17 protein-coding genes are annotated in these 13976 nt (G+C 41.3%); 12 read left to right on the forward strand and 5 right to left on the reverse strand.

Annotated features, from left to right (window positions below; genetic code table 11):
• Positions 1–11 precede the first annotated feature (11 nt).
• From BANA01_RS21820 to BANA01_RS21845, 5 genes are all read left to right on the forward strand, one after another.
• Complete coding sequence (locus BANA01_RS21820) at positions 12–476, forward strand: molybdenum cofactor biosynthesis protein MoaE (RefSeq protein WP_063254746.1); 465 nt, start codon at positions 12–14, stop codon at positions 474–476.
• Positions 469–702, forward strand: a complete 234-nt coding sequence (moaD, locus tag BANA01_RS21825) for a molybdopterin converting factor subunit 1 (protein WP_063254747.1) — start codon at positions 469–471, stop codon at positions 700–702. Before BANA01_RS21820 ends, moaD begins: the two co-directional genes overlap by 8 nt.
• 28 nt (positions 703–730) lie before the next feature.
• Positions 731–1750 (forward strand): MoeB/ThiF family adenylyltransferase, encoded by a 1020-nt coding sequence (locus BANA01_RS21830; RefSeq protein ID WP_063254748.1) that lies wholly within the window; start codon positions 731–733, stop codon positions 1748–1750.
• A gap of 419 nt (positions 1751–2169) precedes the next feature.
• Positions 2170–2457, forward strand: coding sequence for a YwdI family protein (locus BANA01_RS21835; protein ID WP_063254749.1), 288 nt, complete (start codon positions 2170–2172; stop codon positions 2455–2457).
• A gap of 283 nt (positions 2458–2740) precedes the next feature.
• Complete coding sequence (locus BANA01_RS21845; RefSeq protein WP_063254751.1) at positions 2741–3112, forward strand: DUF423 domain-containing protein; 372 nt, start codon at positions 2741–2743, stop codon at positions 3110–3112.
• Between the two features lie 43 nt (positions 3113–3155).
• On the opposite strand, the gene gerQ is transcribed toward BANA01_RS21845, so the two are convergent.
• Both gerQ and hemQ read right to left on the reverse strand, forming a co-directional pair.
• Positions 3156–3620, reverse strand: coding sequence for a spore coat protein GerQ (gerQ, locus tag BANA01_RS21850; protein WP_063254752.1), 465 nt, complete (start codon positions 3618–3620; stop codon positions 3156–3158).
• A gap of 212 nt (positions 3621–3832) precedes the next feature.
• Entirely contained in the window at positions 3833–4576 is a 744-nt protein-coding gene (gene hemQ / locus BANA01_RS21855; RefSeq protein WP_063254753.1) for a hydrogen peroxide-dependent heme synthase, read from the reverse strand.
• 235 nt (positions 4577–4811) lie between these two features.
• On the opposite strand from hemQ, the gene pta reads away from it, so the two are divergent.
• Together pta and lipL are read left to right on the forward strand one after the other, a co-directional pair.
• Positions 4812–5786 (forward strand): phosphate acetyltransferase, encoded by a 975-nt coding sequence (pta, locus tag BANA01_RS21860; RefSeq protein WP_063254754.1) that lies wholly within the window; start codon positions 4812–4814, stop codon positions 5784–5786.
• An 83-nt stretch (positions 5787–5869) separates the two neighbouring features.
• Positions 5870–6700, forward strand: a complete 831-nt coding sequence (gene lipL / locus BANA01_RS21865; RefSeq protein WP_063254755.1) for an octanoyl-[GcvH]:protein N-octanoyltransferase — start codon at positions 5870–5872, stop codon at positions 6698–6700.
• 67 nt (positions 6701–6767) lie between these two features.
• On the opposite strand, the gene BANA01_RS21870 is transcribed toward lipL, so the two are convergent.
• Positions 6768–7526 (reverse strand): RsfA family transcriptional regulator, encoded by a 759-nt coding sequence (locus BANA01_RS21870; RefSeq protein WP_063254756.1) that lies wholly within the window; start codon positions 7524–7526, stop codon positions 6768–6770.
• 259 nt (positions 7527–7785) lie between these two features.
• On the opposite strand from BANA01_RS21870, the gene BANA01_RS21875 reads away from it, so the two are divergent.
• From BANA01_RS21875 to BANA01_RS21885, 3 genes are all read left to right on the forward strand, one after another.
• Positions 7786–8007: a YuzB family protein gene (locus BANA01_RS21875; RefSeq protein WP_063254757.1), complete on the forward strand. Its 222-nt coding sequence runs from the start codon at positions 7786–7788 to the stop codon at positions 8005–8007.
• Positions 8008–8126: 119 nt separating this feature from the next.
• Positions 8127–9425, forward strand: coding sequence for an HD domain-containing protein (locus BANA01_RS21880; RefSeq protein ID WP_063254758.1), 1299 nt, complete (start codon positions 8127–8129; stop codon positions 9423–9425).
• Positions 9426–9448: 23 nt separating this feature from the next.
• Positions 9449–9952 carry a YwgA family protein gene (locus BANA01_RS21885; RefSeq protein WP_063254759.1) on the forward strand — a complete coding sequence of 168 codons (504 nt, stop codon included), beginning with the start codon at positions 9449–9451 and terminating at the stop codon, positions 9950–9952.
• Positions 9953–10042: 90 nt separating this feature from the next.
• Here the strand turns inward: BANA01_RS21885 and BANA01_RS21890 are convergent, their stop codons facing one another.
• Positions 10043–10228, reverse strand: coding sequence for a 2-hydroxymuconate tautomerase (locus BANA01_RS21890; RefSeq protein ID WP_045515968.1), 186 nt, complete (start codon positions 10226–10228; stop codon positions 10043–10045).
• A gap of 109 nt (positions 10229–10337) precedes the next feature.
• On the opposite strand from BANA01_RS21890, the gene BANA01_RS21895 reads away from it, so the two are divergent.
• Positions 10338–10991 (forward strand): site-2 protease family protein, encoded by a 654-nt coding sequence (locus BANA01_RS21895; protein WP_063254760.1) that lies wholly within the window; start codon positions 10338–10340, stop codon positions 10989–10991.
• A gap of 21 nt (positions 10992–11012) precedes the next feature.
• Complete coding sequence (locus BANA01_RS21900) at positions 11013–11525, forward strand: YwhD family protein (protein WP_063254761.1); 513 nt, start codon at positions 11013–11015, stop codon at positions 11523–11525.
• A 158-nt stretch (positions 11526–11683) separates the two neighbouring features.
• Here BANA01_RS21900 and BANA01_RS21905 read toward each other — a convergent pair whose 3' ends face one another.
• Entirely contained in the window at positions 11684–13753 is a 2070-nt protein-coding gene (locus tag BANA01_RS21905) for a transglycosylase domain-containing protein (protein WP_063254762.1), read from the reverse strand.
• Positions 13754–13976: the final 223 nt, after the last annotated feature.

Raw genomic sequence — 13976 nt, forward strand, 5'->3', positions numbered from 1 at the left:
AGGTGCACAAAATGAATTTTCAAATTTCGAAAGAACCGATTGATATTCAATCTGTAATAGATAAAGTTGTTCAGCGTAATGCGGGAGCCATTACTACTTTTATTGGAACCGTTCGTGAATTAACCAAAGGAAAAAAGACACTATTTTTAATATATGACGCATACGAAGCGATGGCAGTGAAAAAGTTAGAGCAAATCGGCAGGGAAATTGAAGAGCGCTGGGAAGGTGCTCAGGTAGCCATTACCCATCGAGTGGGCAGGCTGGATATAACGGATATTGCTGTAGTTATTGCCGTTTCTACTCCTCACCGTGCCGATGCCTATGAAGCGAACCGCTATGCAATTGAAAGAATTAAAGAAATAGTCCCGATATGGAAAAAAGAGCATTGGGAAGATGGTGAAGAGTGGATGGGCAACCAGCTTGAAACCGTTGCTTATCCTAGTGGAAAGCCTGAGGAGGACGATTTAAATGAATAAAATATTGTTTTTCGCTCATCTGCGCGATGCGGTGGGAGAAGAATATCTGAAGTTGAATGCCACGGGGAAAACCGTAGGAGAATTAAAAGTGGAATTGGCTGGGAGCTACAATCTACCTAAATTAGATACCGTTATGACCGCTGTTAATGAAGAATTTGCCCAAGATGATGAAGTGATTCAAGATGGTGATGAAATTGCCTTTATCCCGCCAGTAAGCGGCGGTTGATACGGTTTTTGGAAAAGGGGAAAACAGAATGGATGAACGATACTCAAGGCAGGTCCTCTTTCCAGGAATCGGTAAAGCAGGACAAGAAAAAATTTGCAAGAAGCATGTATTAATGATAGGGGCTGGCGCCCTCGGTTCTGGTAATGCGGAGGTGCTTACCCGGGCAGGAGTTGGCCGGCTTACCATCGTGGATAGAGATTATGTGGAGGCTAGTAATCTCCAGCGCCAACAGCTTTATACAGAAGAAGATGTAGCTGAAAAGCTTCCGAAGGCCGCCGCAGCTAAGAAACGCTTAAGTGCCATCAATTCAGATGTCGAAGTAAAAGCGATTATCGGGGATGCCACTCCCGCTATGCTGGAGGACTTAGTGCATGATGTCGATGTCATTATCGACGCGACTGATAACTTTGAAACGCGAATGGCCATTAATGATGTTTCACAAAAGTATAAGATCCCTTGGATTTATGGTGCGTGTGTTGGCAGTTATGGAATGAGTTTTTCCATTATTCCAGGGAAAACACCTTGTTTAAATTGTTTGTTACGGACCATTCCTATGCAAGGATTAACCTGTGATACAGGCGGGATCATCTCACCTGCTGTCCAAATGGTGATTTCTCATCAAAGCGCAGAAGTGCTAAAAATGCTTGTCGAGGATTGGGATGCGGTTCGGACTTCATTTGTGAGCTTTGATTTATGGCGAAACCAATATACTAGTTTGAAAATGGGTAAAGCTAAATTTGCTGGCTGCCTATCGTGCGGCGAGGAAAGGACCTATCCTTACTTAGACCAGGAAAATATGACAAAGACGACAGTCTTGTGCGGCCGGGATACGGTTCAAGTTCGTCCATCCACACAAGGTGACCTATCACTAGAGAGGCTCGCAGGTCAACTGAGTACACTCGGGTATACGGTTAAAGGAAATCCGTATCTTTTATCAGTAGAAATGGGTTCTCTGCGAATGGTCATCTTCAACGACGGTCGCGCGCTCATTCACGGCACAAAAGATTTAACCCATGCCAAATCTATATACCAACGAATTTTAGGATAATCAATAGGCCGCCAGTGATTCGATTGGCGGCTTTAAAGGTTATGGTTAATTTTACTAATTTTAAGACTCTAGATAGACGGAGAAATCTCGCTTATTTAGTCATTACTAATATAAATAGCCTGAATAGACGGAGAGATTCCGTCTATTGATCCGAAATACGTGAAATCGGATAAGATTGCTTTGCCTAACCGGAAAACCTCCCCTTATTAACCCCAAAACAGGCTCCATTCTGCATTTAACCGGAATGTCTCCGCTAATTTTACTTTTGCTAATACCTGGAGCGTACATCAACAGCCTCATTTACCAGAGCCCTTTTTATAAATCGACATGTTTCACGTGAAACATGTCGAATTTCTATTTAGCTGTCAGATTTGGTATGATGATGATATAAAGAATGCTATAGAGGAGTTTATAAAATCGTGAATATATCTGTAGATAAATTATTAAGGAAAATCGAAGAGGAATTGACGCTGGCAAAAAACAGCACAAAGCAAGAAAACTTGCGGGAAAAAGTGTACTCTATTAAAATATTATGCGAGCTGATTCTGGATGAAAAACAAAGGCAGCAGGAAGCACCGCTAAAGCCTGTCCCTGCCTATCAGCCTGTAACCGTACAGCCATCCTTTCAGCAGCCAGTAACATTAAATCAACCAAAAAAACTAGAAATGGAAGACGAAGCAAACGGCGATTCACTATTTGATTTTTAATAGAAGGCTAGGCTGTGTCAGTACTAAATGAATTTTTGCATTCTGTTGATTGGAGCGGAAGGCACGAAGACTCCTGCGGGAGGATGGGGCAGGGGAGACCCCGCAGGCGCTTAAGCGCCGAGGAGGCTCCCCGGACCGCCCGCGGAAAGCGAAGTGCCTCGCGACAGGCAAAAACCGCCTGTCCCTGCGGTGATTATTCGAAGAAGCTTTCCTTAGTGGAGCGGAAATCAACAGACCATATTAAAACAGCTAAACCAAAAAATGTGGACGAGGGGGAGAGAACATGAAAACATTTATTATTATCGGTGCAATTAACGCTTTTTTAGCGGTGGCACTTGGAGCCTTTGGAGCTCATGGACTTAAGGATAAGCTAGATCCCTATTACTTAGATATTTGGAAAACAGGCGTTACCTATCAAATGTTTCACGCAACAGCACTTTTGGTGATTGGAATCCTGCTAGGTAAAGTGGCAGCGAGTACATTCTTCACTTGGTCAGGCTGGTTATTTCTAATTGGGATTATTCTTTTTAGCGGCAGTCTCTATGTATTAAGCTTAACGAAAATAGGAGTACTTGGCGCTATCACACCGCTTGGAGGAGTTTGCTTCTTAGCAGGTTGGATTTTAATGATCATTGGCACGGTAAAAGATTTATAAAATAGTAAAAGGCATTGGACTTGAGTTCCAATGCCTTTTACTATTATCTTGGCGGGAAAGTACTTAAACCAGGTGAACCCCCAAAAGGGTATTCGTATTCAAGTTCTTCATCAAATGTAGCATAATCAAAAGCAACCATTGGGATGAGCGTACGCTGGCCAGTTTGTGGATCACTTAAAATGAGATGATCACGACCTGCAGCTTCAATAATGCCGACAAATTTCTTCCCATTCCATTGGCTGTTGCCTTCAAAAGTGGCATATACCGTTGCTAATTTCCCTTTGTTTAAGCGTAAAATATTTTCGATGTACGATTGCTCTAACGGCAGCATTCCTTGCGGCTGAACAGTTCCGGGCGGTGACTGAGGTGCACTAGCCGGTGGAAACTGCGGGAATCCTTGCTGTTGTGTACCAGGAAAAAATCCTTGTCCTTGCCCTTGAAATTGATTCCCTGCTTGTTGTCTAGCGGGATAAGGCTGATACCCTTGTTGATTATAATATTGACTCATGTTTTCCCCTCCTAAAAAATAACGAAATGAATGCCCAACAGACTATTCATACTCTAAAGACCTTTAATTGGTGACAATCGGGAAGGTCCGATATGAGTTGATTCGGAGCTAAAACTCTAGACTCGCTGTTTTATTAGTATGAGGAGAGAAAGGGAAATATGACTCATGAAAACTAGAAAAAAAGTCCTCAGCATACGCCGAGAACTTTCTGATTAAACGTGTAAGAATCGAGAAACTCTTTCCGCTTCTAATAGGTTACCAACAAAGAAAGCACCGAATTCACCATAGCGTGCACTTACTTCATCAAAACGCATTTCATAGACAAGCTTTTTAAATTGAAGAACATCTTCTGCAAAAAGCGTTACGCCCCATTCATAGTCATCAAAACCAACGGAACCTGTAATGATCTGCTTTACTTTCCCTGCATATGTACGGCCAATCATTCCGTGGCTGCGCATCATATTGCGGCGCTCTTCCATCGGGAGCATATACCAGTTATCGTTACCTTCACGTTTCTTATCCATTGGGTAGAAACAAACATACTTTGTTCTAGGTAATTTCGGATATAAACGAGCAAGAATTTGTGGGTTTTGGTATGGATCCTCACCGGCAGGCAAATAATTGCTTAGCTCCACAACGGATACATACGAATGTGCAGGAATTGTATATTCTGCTAATTTTGTTTTATTAAACTCTGTTTCAATCTCATTAAGTTCTTGCATGGTTGGGCGTAAGATCATCATCATGAAATCTGCTTTTTGACCAACAATTGTATATAAAGCATGACTGCCTTCGTTACGTTCTTGCGTGTGATTCCATTTTTCAACTAGACTTAAAAACTCGTGAATCGCGGATTGGCGTTCATCACTCGAGAGCATTTTCCAAGTTGTCCAATCAACGGTACGGAAATCATGCAGACAATACCAGCCATCAAGCGTTTGAGCTGCTTCACTCATTACAATCACTCCTAAATAATCATTCTTCTTATTTACAATCTTTACTATAACATAGTTTGACCAAGACTCGCTCGAATAAACCACCACGGATAATTTTTAGAAAAGAGGTAATAGTAAAGAGAAGTGTGAAGTTTTTTGAATAAAAGAACATTTGTCATGTAAACGCTGCCTGAGTTGAATTTTTCCACAGGTAAAGTATGCTAAATTAGGTAGATATATTTAGGGAGGATGTAAGATGGCTGATTTATTTGAAGGCTTAAAACAAAAATTATCCGGTCGCGATATGAAAATCGTTTTTCCTGAAGGTTTAGATGAGAGAATTGTCCGAGCTGCAAGCAGACTGGCTGAGGAAAAGCGACTAACTCCTATTTTGATTGGAAATATCGAACAAGTTCAGGCTAAGGCACAGGAGCTTGGGGTTTCCTTAGATGCAGCTGAGATCTATGACCCTGCAAGCTATGCGGCAATGGACGAGCTAGTAGCAGCGTTTGTTGAACGCCGAAAAGGAAAAGCAACTGAAGAGGACGCCAGAAAAATCTTATTAGATGAAAACTATTTTGGCACCATGTTGGTGTATCTAAATAAAGCGGACGGTTTGGTAAGTGGTGCGGCGCACTCTACAGCAGACACAGTTCGTCCTGCCTTACAAATTATTAAAACAAAAGCAGGCGTGAAGAAAACATCTGGCGTCTTCATCATGGTTCGCGAGGATGAAAAATATGTATTTGCTGATTGTGCCATCAATATTGCGCCAGACAGCAATGATTTAGCGGAAATTGCCGTGGAAAGTGCGAAAACAGCAGATATGTTTGATATCGAGCCAAGAATCGCTATGCTGAGCTTTTCAACAAAGGGTTCAGCAAAATCTCCAGAAACAGAGAGAGTTTCAGGGGCAGTGGAAGAAGCAAAACGTCGTGACCCATCATTAGTGATTGATGGTGAGTTCCAATTTGATGCGGCATTTGTTCCATCTGTTGCAAAAAGTAAAGCACCAAATTCACCACTTCAAGGGGATGCAAATGTGTTTATCTTCCCAAGTCTGGAAGCTGGAAACATAGGCTACAAAATTGCCCAGCGTTTAGGCGGATTTGAAGCAGTAGGACCAATCCTTCAAGGGTTAAATAAACCTGTGAATGACCTTTCACGCGGCTGTAACGAAGAAGATGTTTATAAGTTAGCATTAATCACAGCGGCGCAAGGAATAAAATAAGACGGATCATGCCAGTCCAGTGTTGGACTGGCTATTTCTTTTTGCTAAAATAAACTTACTACCTATTATGAGGAGAAACCAATATGGAAGGTTTATTACGTCAGCCAGAATGGAGGATTATCGATCAATCCGCCGCTGGCAGGCATTTTCAAGCGTTACAGTCATTCGGGATAGACGATACACTTTGTGCCTCAGTCGGCTCAGGAAAGGCTCCAGCAACGGCACGAACCTGGGTTCATGACAATACCATCGTTCTCGGGATACAAGATACGAAACTGCCATTTTTAAAAGAAGGAAGGCAGTTTCTAAGGGAACAGGGCTATCAGTCCATTGTACGCAATTCGGGCGGCTTAGCGGTTGTCCTCGATGAAGGGGTCCTAAATATATCGTTGATATTACCTGAGAGTGAAAAGGGTATTGATATCAACCGAGGCTACGATACGATGTGGCAGCTTGTTGAAAACATGTTTGCTGATTTTAATAAGAGTATCGAGGCAAGAGAAATCGTTGGCTCCTATTGTCCGGGAAGCTATGACCTTAGTATCAAAGGAAGAAAATTTGCGGGTATCTCACAGCGCCGGCTCAAAAAAGGGGTGGCGGTACAAATTTATTTGTGTGTCAATGGGAGCGGCAGTGAGCGTGCCGAGGTAATTAAACAGTTTTATGAAATTGCCAAAAAAGAGCAGCCTTCAAAATTTACATATCCGGAGATTTTCCCGGAAGTAATGGCGTCACTATCTGAGCTTTTGGAAACACCTTTAACCATCTCGGATTGTTTACTGCGTCTATTAAACCAATTAAAAAACAACACCGAACATCTGTATTCGGGATCTTTAAATGAATTTGAACTAGAACTTCTCCCCGGTTATCACCAAAGAATCGTGGAACGAAATCTAAAACTGGATGAAATGTAAAAGGCCGTAAATCTCAAAAGGATTTACGGCTTTCTTAAAGAGGATATTGTTCTTCTCCCAGATTATCTTACTCAGCGACCTTCTCTAAATTCCCATTGCGGTCCATTTTGAATTTTGTCGCAGGTCTTTCTTCTTCTTCGAATAATACAAGCTTACGAGCACGGTTCATAATTTTCATGAGTGTCTCGTAATCTTCTTGGATGGTTTCGGTATTTTGCTCGAGGCCTTCAATTTTTGCTGCCATTTCCTCATTTTGTCTGCGCAGATCTGCAATTTCACGCTTTAATCTTTCATTCTCACTTTTTAATGCTTCATTTTGCAGATTCGCATGATTGAAGTTTTGTAAGTAATCAATCACGCTATCAAGCGATAAACCACCTGCTGGTACGGATGGTCTGTACGTTTGAACCGGCTGCTTCACATACACTTCAGGTTTTACATACGTTTCCTCGGCAGCTTCCACCGTTAAATCTGGCATTTCATAGGAAGTTTCCATTGGTACTTCCACTGGTGCTGAAAGTGTTTCAAAGTCATCAGCAGCAGGTACGGGAGGATTGTAGAGTAACTTCTTCTTTCCTCCTTGGTCTTTCCCTAGTACTCTTTGTCTCTGTTTCCGTTGTTTTTTTGCTAATTGCAATGCTTTTTCATAGCGGTGGCGCACAACGGCATTCCATCTGAATCCACACGCTGCAGAAGTCCGATTTAACTTGTCGCCTACCTCTTCAAAAGCATTTAGCTGGGTACTGCCCTCGCGTACATGTCGAAGAACGGTTTCAGCTAACAAAAGATCATTTTCATCTGTCCATGCATCTTGCCTTACTTTCATATCTTTTCAACTCCCTAAATAATAATTACGATTAACTCGAGATGAGTTTTTAAAAGTTCTAGTCTTATCTTGGACAAGTTTGTCAAGGTTTATACCAAAATGTCTGCAAGGATAATAGTTTTTTTAACTGAAAGAGTTGGTAGGATTGCTAAAGAAAAGCAACTTGCAATGAATTAAAAGAAATTGTAAGATATCTAAGGAGTTAAACGGTTATAAAGTTGGCTAAAATAGTAGTAATAGATAAGAAAGGGTGGAAGTAATGTCAAATGAATTCCGCGTTTGTGATGATTGTCAGGCCGTGAATCTAAAGACATTAATCCCTCGTTTGAAAGAATTGGATCCTGAAGCTGAAATCAAAGTTGGCTGCCAATCTTATTGTGGACCTGGCCGGAAGAAAACATTTGCCTTTGTCAATAACCGTCCGGTTGCTGCCCTAACGGAAGAGGAATTAATGGAGAAAGTAAATAAAAAGCTAAAATAATCACCTTTTTCTTACGAACGAAGGTGATTTTTCTTTTTATAGGATTGTCGAAAAATCCTGCAGAAAATTGCTGGAAATTGGGATATAATAGAAGAAAGTTTAGAGGAAGAGGGAAAGCAATGCTATATTCGGCGGAAAAACTGAGTGAAGAAAAAGTGTTTAAAGATCCTGTTCACCGCTACATTCATGTACGTGACCGTGTCATTTGGGATCTAGTCGGAACAAAAGAGTTTCAGCGCCTGCGCCGTATTAAACAGCTCGGAACCACTTTTTTAACGTTCCATGGAGCTGAGCACAGTCGTTTCAACCACTCTCTCGGAGTATATGAAATCGTCCGCCGTATCATTGATGATGTGTTTGCAGGCAGACCGGAATGGAATGATGATGACCGCCTCCTAACCCTATGTGCTGCACTTCTCCACGATTTAGGGCATGGCCCATTTTCCCATTCGTTTGAAAAAGTCTTCGATTTTGACCATGAAGATTTTACCCAGAATATCGTTTTAGGAAATACAGAGGTTAACGCTGTTCTAAAAAAGGTTAGTCCGAATTTTCCTCAGCAAGTTGCTGAGGTGATTGCGAAAACATCTGCAAAAAAACTAGTCGTCAGCTTGATTTCCAGTCAAATCGATGCCGATCGGATGGACTATTTGCAGCGAGACGCTTATTTTACCGGAGTGAGCTATGGCCAATTTGATATGGAGCGGATTCTTCGTGTCATGAGGCCGCAAGAAGACCAAGTAGTCATTAAAAAGAGCGGTATGCATGCGGTTGAGGATTATATTATGAGCCGCTATCAGATGTATTGGCAGGTATACTTTCATCCTGTGTCCCGCAGTGCTGAGGTTATTTTGACCAAAATTCTTCACCGTGCCAAGCAGCTGTATGAAAACAACTATTCTTTTAAAAATGAACCGTTGCACTTTTATACTTTTTTTACCGATAAAGTAACGCTAGAAGACTATTTAAAGTTAGATGAATCCATTATATTGTATTACTTCCAAATCTGGCAGGAAGAGGACGACGATATTTTAAGCGACCTTTGCCGGCGATTTGTGAACCGTAATCTTTTTAAATATGCCGAGTTTGACCCTGCAAAGGAATATAAGAAGCTCGCTGAACTGACCCGTCTTTTTGAAAAAGCAGGGATTGACCCGGAATATTACTTAGTTGTCGATTCATCTTCTGATTTACCATACGATTTCTATCGTCCAGGTGAAGAAGAAGAGCGATTGCCAATTCATTTATTAATGAAAAGCGGGGAATTGAAGGAGCTTTCCCGGGAGTCCGAGATTGTGGATGCCATCTCTGGTAAGAGGAGAACCGACCATAAATTATATTACCCCGGTGATTTCCTACAGGATGAATCCTCGGAAACAGACATAAAAAGACAAATACGTACCCTATTAGAGATATAATCCTGGAGTAGGAGATGACTGTGTTGTTAAAAGATCATGCCAAGCTGATGCAGGCTGTTTTAGTATCCGGAGAGATTATTGGGAGAAAAAAGCTGCAGAAGATGATATACATTGCTAAAAAGGTGTCCTTTCCGTTCCACGAGCGGTTTCAGTTTCATTTTTATGGTCCATATTCTGAGGAGCTAACGCTGCGTGTTGAAGAGCTTTGCAATATGGGTTTTCTCAATGAAATAAAAGAGAAAAAAGGCGGCTATTTTCAATATCGCTATACGCTGACAGATACGGGGAAAGAGTTTTTAAGCTTAAATGAAGTCGAGATGCCATTTTTACAAGATTGCCTTGAAGACATGAACGAGCAGAATGCTAGATTCCTCGAGCTAGTTTCGACGGTTTTATATTTTGATAATCTATCGAAAGAAGAAGTAACCGACAAAGTATTTACGTTAAAAAGCAGCCAGCGCTATACAGAAGAAGAAATTGACCAGGCCTATGCTTATATTGCTGCATTAAAAGCTAAGCTTAACTAGAAAAGTGTCCGCGTTTTTGAAGCTGCCTTCAAAGACACGGACACTTTTTTCATTATGTCCAGCTTCGGCGCCTAGGCGCCTCCACTATTCTTATTTGTCGCTTGCTCTAACGCCGGCAACACCGTAATGTTCTTTCTGCATTTCTTCAATAAAAACAACAACGGCCTCTTTTGGAGCGCCAGTCGTTTCACTGACAGCGTCCGTTACTTTTTCAACAAGTGCTCTTTTTTGATCATCTGTACGTCCTGGAAGCATTTTTACAGTCACATATGGCATTATGTATTCCTCCTTTGATTACTACAAGGATAGTTTAGCAAACATTTTCATTTTATATCCAGTTTAAGGTATACTTATAGGAAAAAAGAGGAGAAATGGGGAAACTAATTTGGAAGGATTTCTTGCCTATTCATTAAGGGAAATTCCCTATGTCGCGATTACATTGATGATCGCGTTCACGTTTCATGAATTTGCACATGCTTATGTCGCCTATAAGTTCGGAGATCATACGGCTCAAAAGCAGGGGCGTTTGACATTGAACCCACTGAAGCACCTCGATCCATTTGGGACAATCTTAATTTTTATTGCCGGATTCGGCTGGGCTCGTCCGGTGCCCGTTAACCGTTTTTTCTTTAAAAAACCGCGCCTTGCAGGTATATTAGTTTCTGTAGCTGGTCCTCTTAGTAATCTTGTCCTAGCCGCACTTGGTTTTTTGATGGCATTTGGATTAGCACGGACAGGGTTAGCAGGAAATCTCCCAGGTATATTTGAGTTTTTTGAGATTTTTAACTGGCTTAATCTCGTGCTGTTTGTCTTTAATTTATTGCCATTTCCGCCACTGGATGGCTATCGGATTGTCGAGGATTTAGCTCCAAACCATATTCGGGCAAAAATGACTCAATTTGAACAGTACGGCGTATTAATTTTTCTGATATTGGTGATTACTCCTCTTGATCGTTACACCATTCAGCCGATTTTCCAATTCATTATCCCTGGACTCTGGCAGGGATTAAATAATTTCTTTTATAATTTGTTTTTTTAACATAGGAGGTTAGAATTTTTAATGGAAGAAAATAAGAAAAAACCACTTGGCTTTAATATTATAAAACCTGATCCAACGGATGGACATAAAGGCTTTGGCAAGGGAGCATTAAGCCTTGATAATGTTTCCCCGGTCATTATAGATGTCGATGCTGGTGACGCGGTTATTGATGTGGGCGCTATGCATGCACGCAGTGTGGTTGAAAAGGGAATTAAATTCCTTAAGACCAAAGAAGAAGTTCCCAATGCGAAACCATACTGGCTGGTTTGGGTGACTGTGGACAGAAAGCAAGAGGGTCCTTATTATGCGGGAGTTACGGCCTGTGAAATGACTGTGGACCGTGAAATCCGCCGCGGTTACAAATCACTTCCTGAACATGTAAACAGAATGGATAAATCATTGAAGCGTCATATCATCGTCGATCATATGGACGATAAATCGAAGAAAATTCTATCCGATTTTCTCCAAAATCACAATCAAGATATGTGGAATAACTCAGCGGAAGAGCTGAAAAAGGGATTAGCTGTAGAATAATCATTTTTTACAATAGCAATTTTTGCCGAAAAGTTGTAAAATATATGCAGTGTGTAAACACTGTAAGACTAGGACAGGAAAAGCTCCGGAGACCAATCCCCGGAGCTTTTCCATTTAATCCAGCTATCACACCTGCGAACATTCATATCTAGAGCCTTTTAATTACCCCAATTAAAAATCCTCTTATACCATGGGTCCTTTGTTTCCTGTTTCTTTCCTTTTGGTCTATCTTCTTTATGATTTAAATGATCAGTACAGTATTCTGTCGGCTCGGTTCCAGTAACAAAGTAGGTAAACCGGCGGACAGGGCAATCCTTTGAAGCTAGCTTGCCGTTTTCAGGGTCAATATAAACACCTATGACTCCTTCTTTCGGCGGGCTAAAGGCCTTGACTGGCTTACCTTTTAGCGACTCCTCCATAAACTTTACCCAAATCTTTTTAGCATAACTTTTTTCAGCTGTTAGGGTTATTGGTTTTCCAACATCATGACCAGCCCAAACCGCCGTTACCAGCTGAGGTGTATACCCAATCATCCAGCTGTCTGTTTCTGTCGAGCCAGATTTTCCAGCATAAGGACGTGTAATGTCATCAATCAGGGAGTTGCCCGTTACCTTCGCATAGCCGTTCAGCTTTTTATCAAACATCCCTGTCATCATTTGTGTCATGACAAAAGCTTTAGCAGGGTCTAAGACTTTTTCTGCTTCAGTATTACTTTCAAAAATAACATCGCCATTATAATCTTCTACTCTTGTAATAAGTGTAGGGGTTACTTTTTTACCGCCGTTGGCAAAAAGACTATAGGCATTTGCCATATCAATGACACGCACGCCTGAGGTTCCTAGAGCCAGCGATGGAACTTTATCCATTTTTGTTGAAATACCAAACTTCTTAACTTGATTAATGAGGGTTTCAGTCCCCATAAAAAGGTGAGTTTTAACAGCGTAAATGTTATCAGAGACGGCAAGGGCTTGAGCAAGTGTAATTTCACCATCAGCATACTTGTTATTAAAGTTATGCGGTGAATATTCTGTTTGGCCATCATCCAGTTTAAAGGTTGTTAGTTCACTTCTCATTGTAGAGGATGGTGTAAAGCCATGACTTAGTGCCGCGTAATATAAGATAGGTTTTATCGTTGAGCCCGGCTGACGAACCGCTTGAACCGCCCGATTAAATGGACTTTGTTCATAATTGCGGCCGCCGACCATGGCTTTTACATATCCGTTTTTCGGGTCCATTGCGATGAGACCGACTTGGATTTCGGAACCACTCGCAATAGTATCCTGAATTTGTTTTTCAGCCTCTTGCTGCTGTTTTAGATCGAGTGTGGTATATACTTTTAAGCCGCCAAGAGCGATGGTCCGTTCATCAAGCTGGAGTTGATTTTTTAAAGCATTTTTTACGGCATCTTGAAAATAAGGCGCTGCCTCTACCCGTTTATGTGGATGTTCACCGACAAATGTAAGCGGCGTGGCCTTTGCCTTTTGGACAGCTTCTTTTTTTATATAACCGTTTTCAACCATTGTGTTTAAAATAATCCCTTGGCGCTTTGTAGCATTTTCTAATGATTCCAGTGGCGAATAGTAACTAGGACCTTTTGGAACCCCGGCTAACATCGCGCTCTCAGCAAGGGATAACTCAGAAGCATTTTTTCCATAATAAAATTGGCTGGCTGCTTGGACACCGTAGGCACCGTTACCATAATAAATCGTGTTCAAATAGCCTTCCAAGATTTCTTCTTTGGAATAGTTCATTTCAATACGGATCGCATAAAAGGCTTCATGCAATTTCCGTGACCATGTTTTGTCGTGCTCAAGGAAGAGATTCCGTGCGTATTGCTGGGTGATGGTGCTGGCGCCTTGGACCTTCGCACCTGCTTTTACATCGGCAAGAATTGCGCCTGCAATCCGTTTATAGTCGAAGCCATTATGTTCATAAAAGTTTTTATCTTCAATGGAAATGGTCGCATGGATTAAATCTGGTGAAATTTCTTCGAGAGGTACCCAGTACCGTTTTTGACCGCTGTTGCTCTCACCGATTAACGATCCATCATTGGCAAAGAACAGTGTGGATTGCGGGACAGCCAACGGCGGTGCGCCAAGAATTTTGGCATAACCAAGAATTCCAAGAAAAACAACGAACATGCAGCCAAAGCCTATCAAACTAATGATAATAAAAGCACGCAAGTATTTTAACGTTTTTCGAAACCCATGATTCGTCATAACTTCCACAGCAATACCCTCCTTCACCACTTTGATAAAATGCCCATAGTTACAGTATTGAAATAAGACAGTGTTTTTAAACTACCAAAAAGAAAATATTTCTAGAAAATTTGATAGATTATGCTAGACTTTTCTTTATGTTTGTAATTCAATAGTTTGGGTACGATAAAAATGGAATGAATTCATGGGAATAAATTCGACGGCTGTGTTAAGCAATACTGATGATTTAGAA

Source organism: Neobacillus niacini NBRC 15566, assembly GCF_001591505.1.
In the GTDB taxonomy this organism is placed as follows: domain Bacteria; phylum Bacillota; class Bacilli; order Bacillales; family Cytobacillaceae; genus Neobacillus; species Neobacillus niacini.

Bases quoted from the DNA above. Each gene is read 5' to 3' on its own strand.
- BANA01_RS21820 (WP_063254746.1), top strand. From the start codon at position 12: ATGAATTTTCAAATTTCGAAAGAACCGATTGATATTCAATCTGTAATA.
- moaD (WP_063254747.1), top strand. From the start codon at position 469: ATGAATAAAATATTGTTTTTCGCTCATCTGCGCGATGCGGTGGGAGAA.
- BANA01_RS21830 (WP_063254748.1), top strand. From the start codon at position 731: ATGGATGAACGATACTCAAGGCAGGTCCTCTTTCCAGGAATCGGTAAA.
- BANA01_RS21845 (WP_063254751.1), top strand. From the start codon at position 2,741: ATGAAAACATTTATTATTATCGGTGCAATTAACGCTTTTTTAGCGGTG.
- gerQ (WP_063254752.1), bottom strand. From the start codon at position 3,620: ATGAGTCAATATTATAATCAACAAGGGTATCAGCCTTATCCCGCTAGA.
- hemQ (WP_063254753.1), bottom strand. From the start codon at position 4,576: ATGAGTGAAGCAGCTCAAACGCTTGATGGCTGGTATTGTCTGCATGAT.
- pta (WP_063254754.1), top strand. From the start codon at position 4,812: ATGGCTGATTTATTTGAAGGCTTAAAACAAAAATTATCCGGTCGCGAT.
- lipL (WP_063254755.1), top strand. From the start codon at position 5,870: ATGGAAGGTTTATTACGTCAGCCAGAATGGAGGATTATCGATCAATCC.
- BANA01_RS21870 (WP_063254756.1), bottom strand. From the start codon at position 7,526: ATGAAAGTAAGGCAAGATGCATGGACAGATGAAAATGATCTTTTGTTA.
- BANA01_RS21875 (WP_063254757.1), top strand. From the start codon at position 7,786: ATGTCAAATGAATTCCGCGTTTGTGATGATTGTCAGGCCGTGAATCTA.
- BANA01_RS21880 (WP_063254758.1), top strand. From the start codon at position 8,127: ATGCTATATTCGGCGGAAAAACTGAGTGAAGAAAAAGTGTTTAAAGAT.
- BANA01_RS21890 (WP_045515968.1), bottom strand. From the start codon at position 10,228: ATGCCATATGTGACTGTAAAAATGCTTCCAGGACGTACAGATGATCAA.
- BANA01_RS21900 (WP_063254761.1), top strand. From the start codon at position 11,013: ATGGAAGAAAATAAGAAAAAACCACTTGGCTTTAATATTATAAAACCT.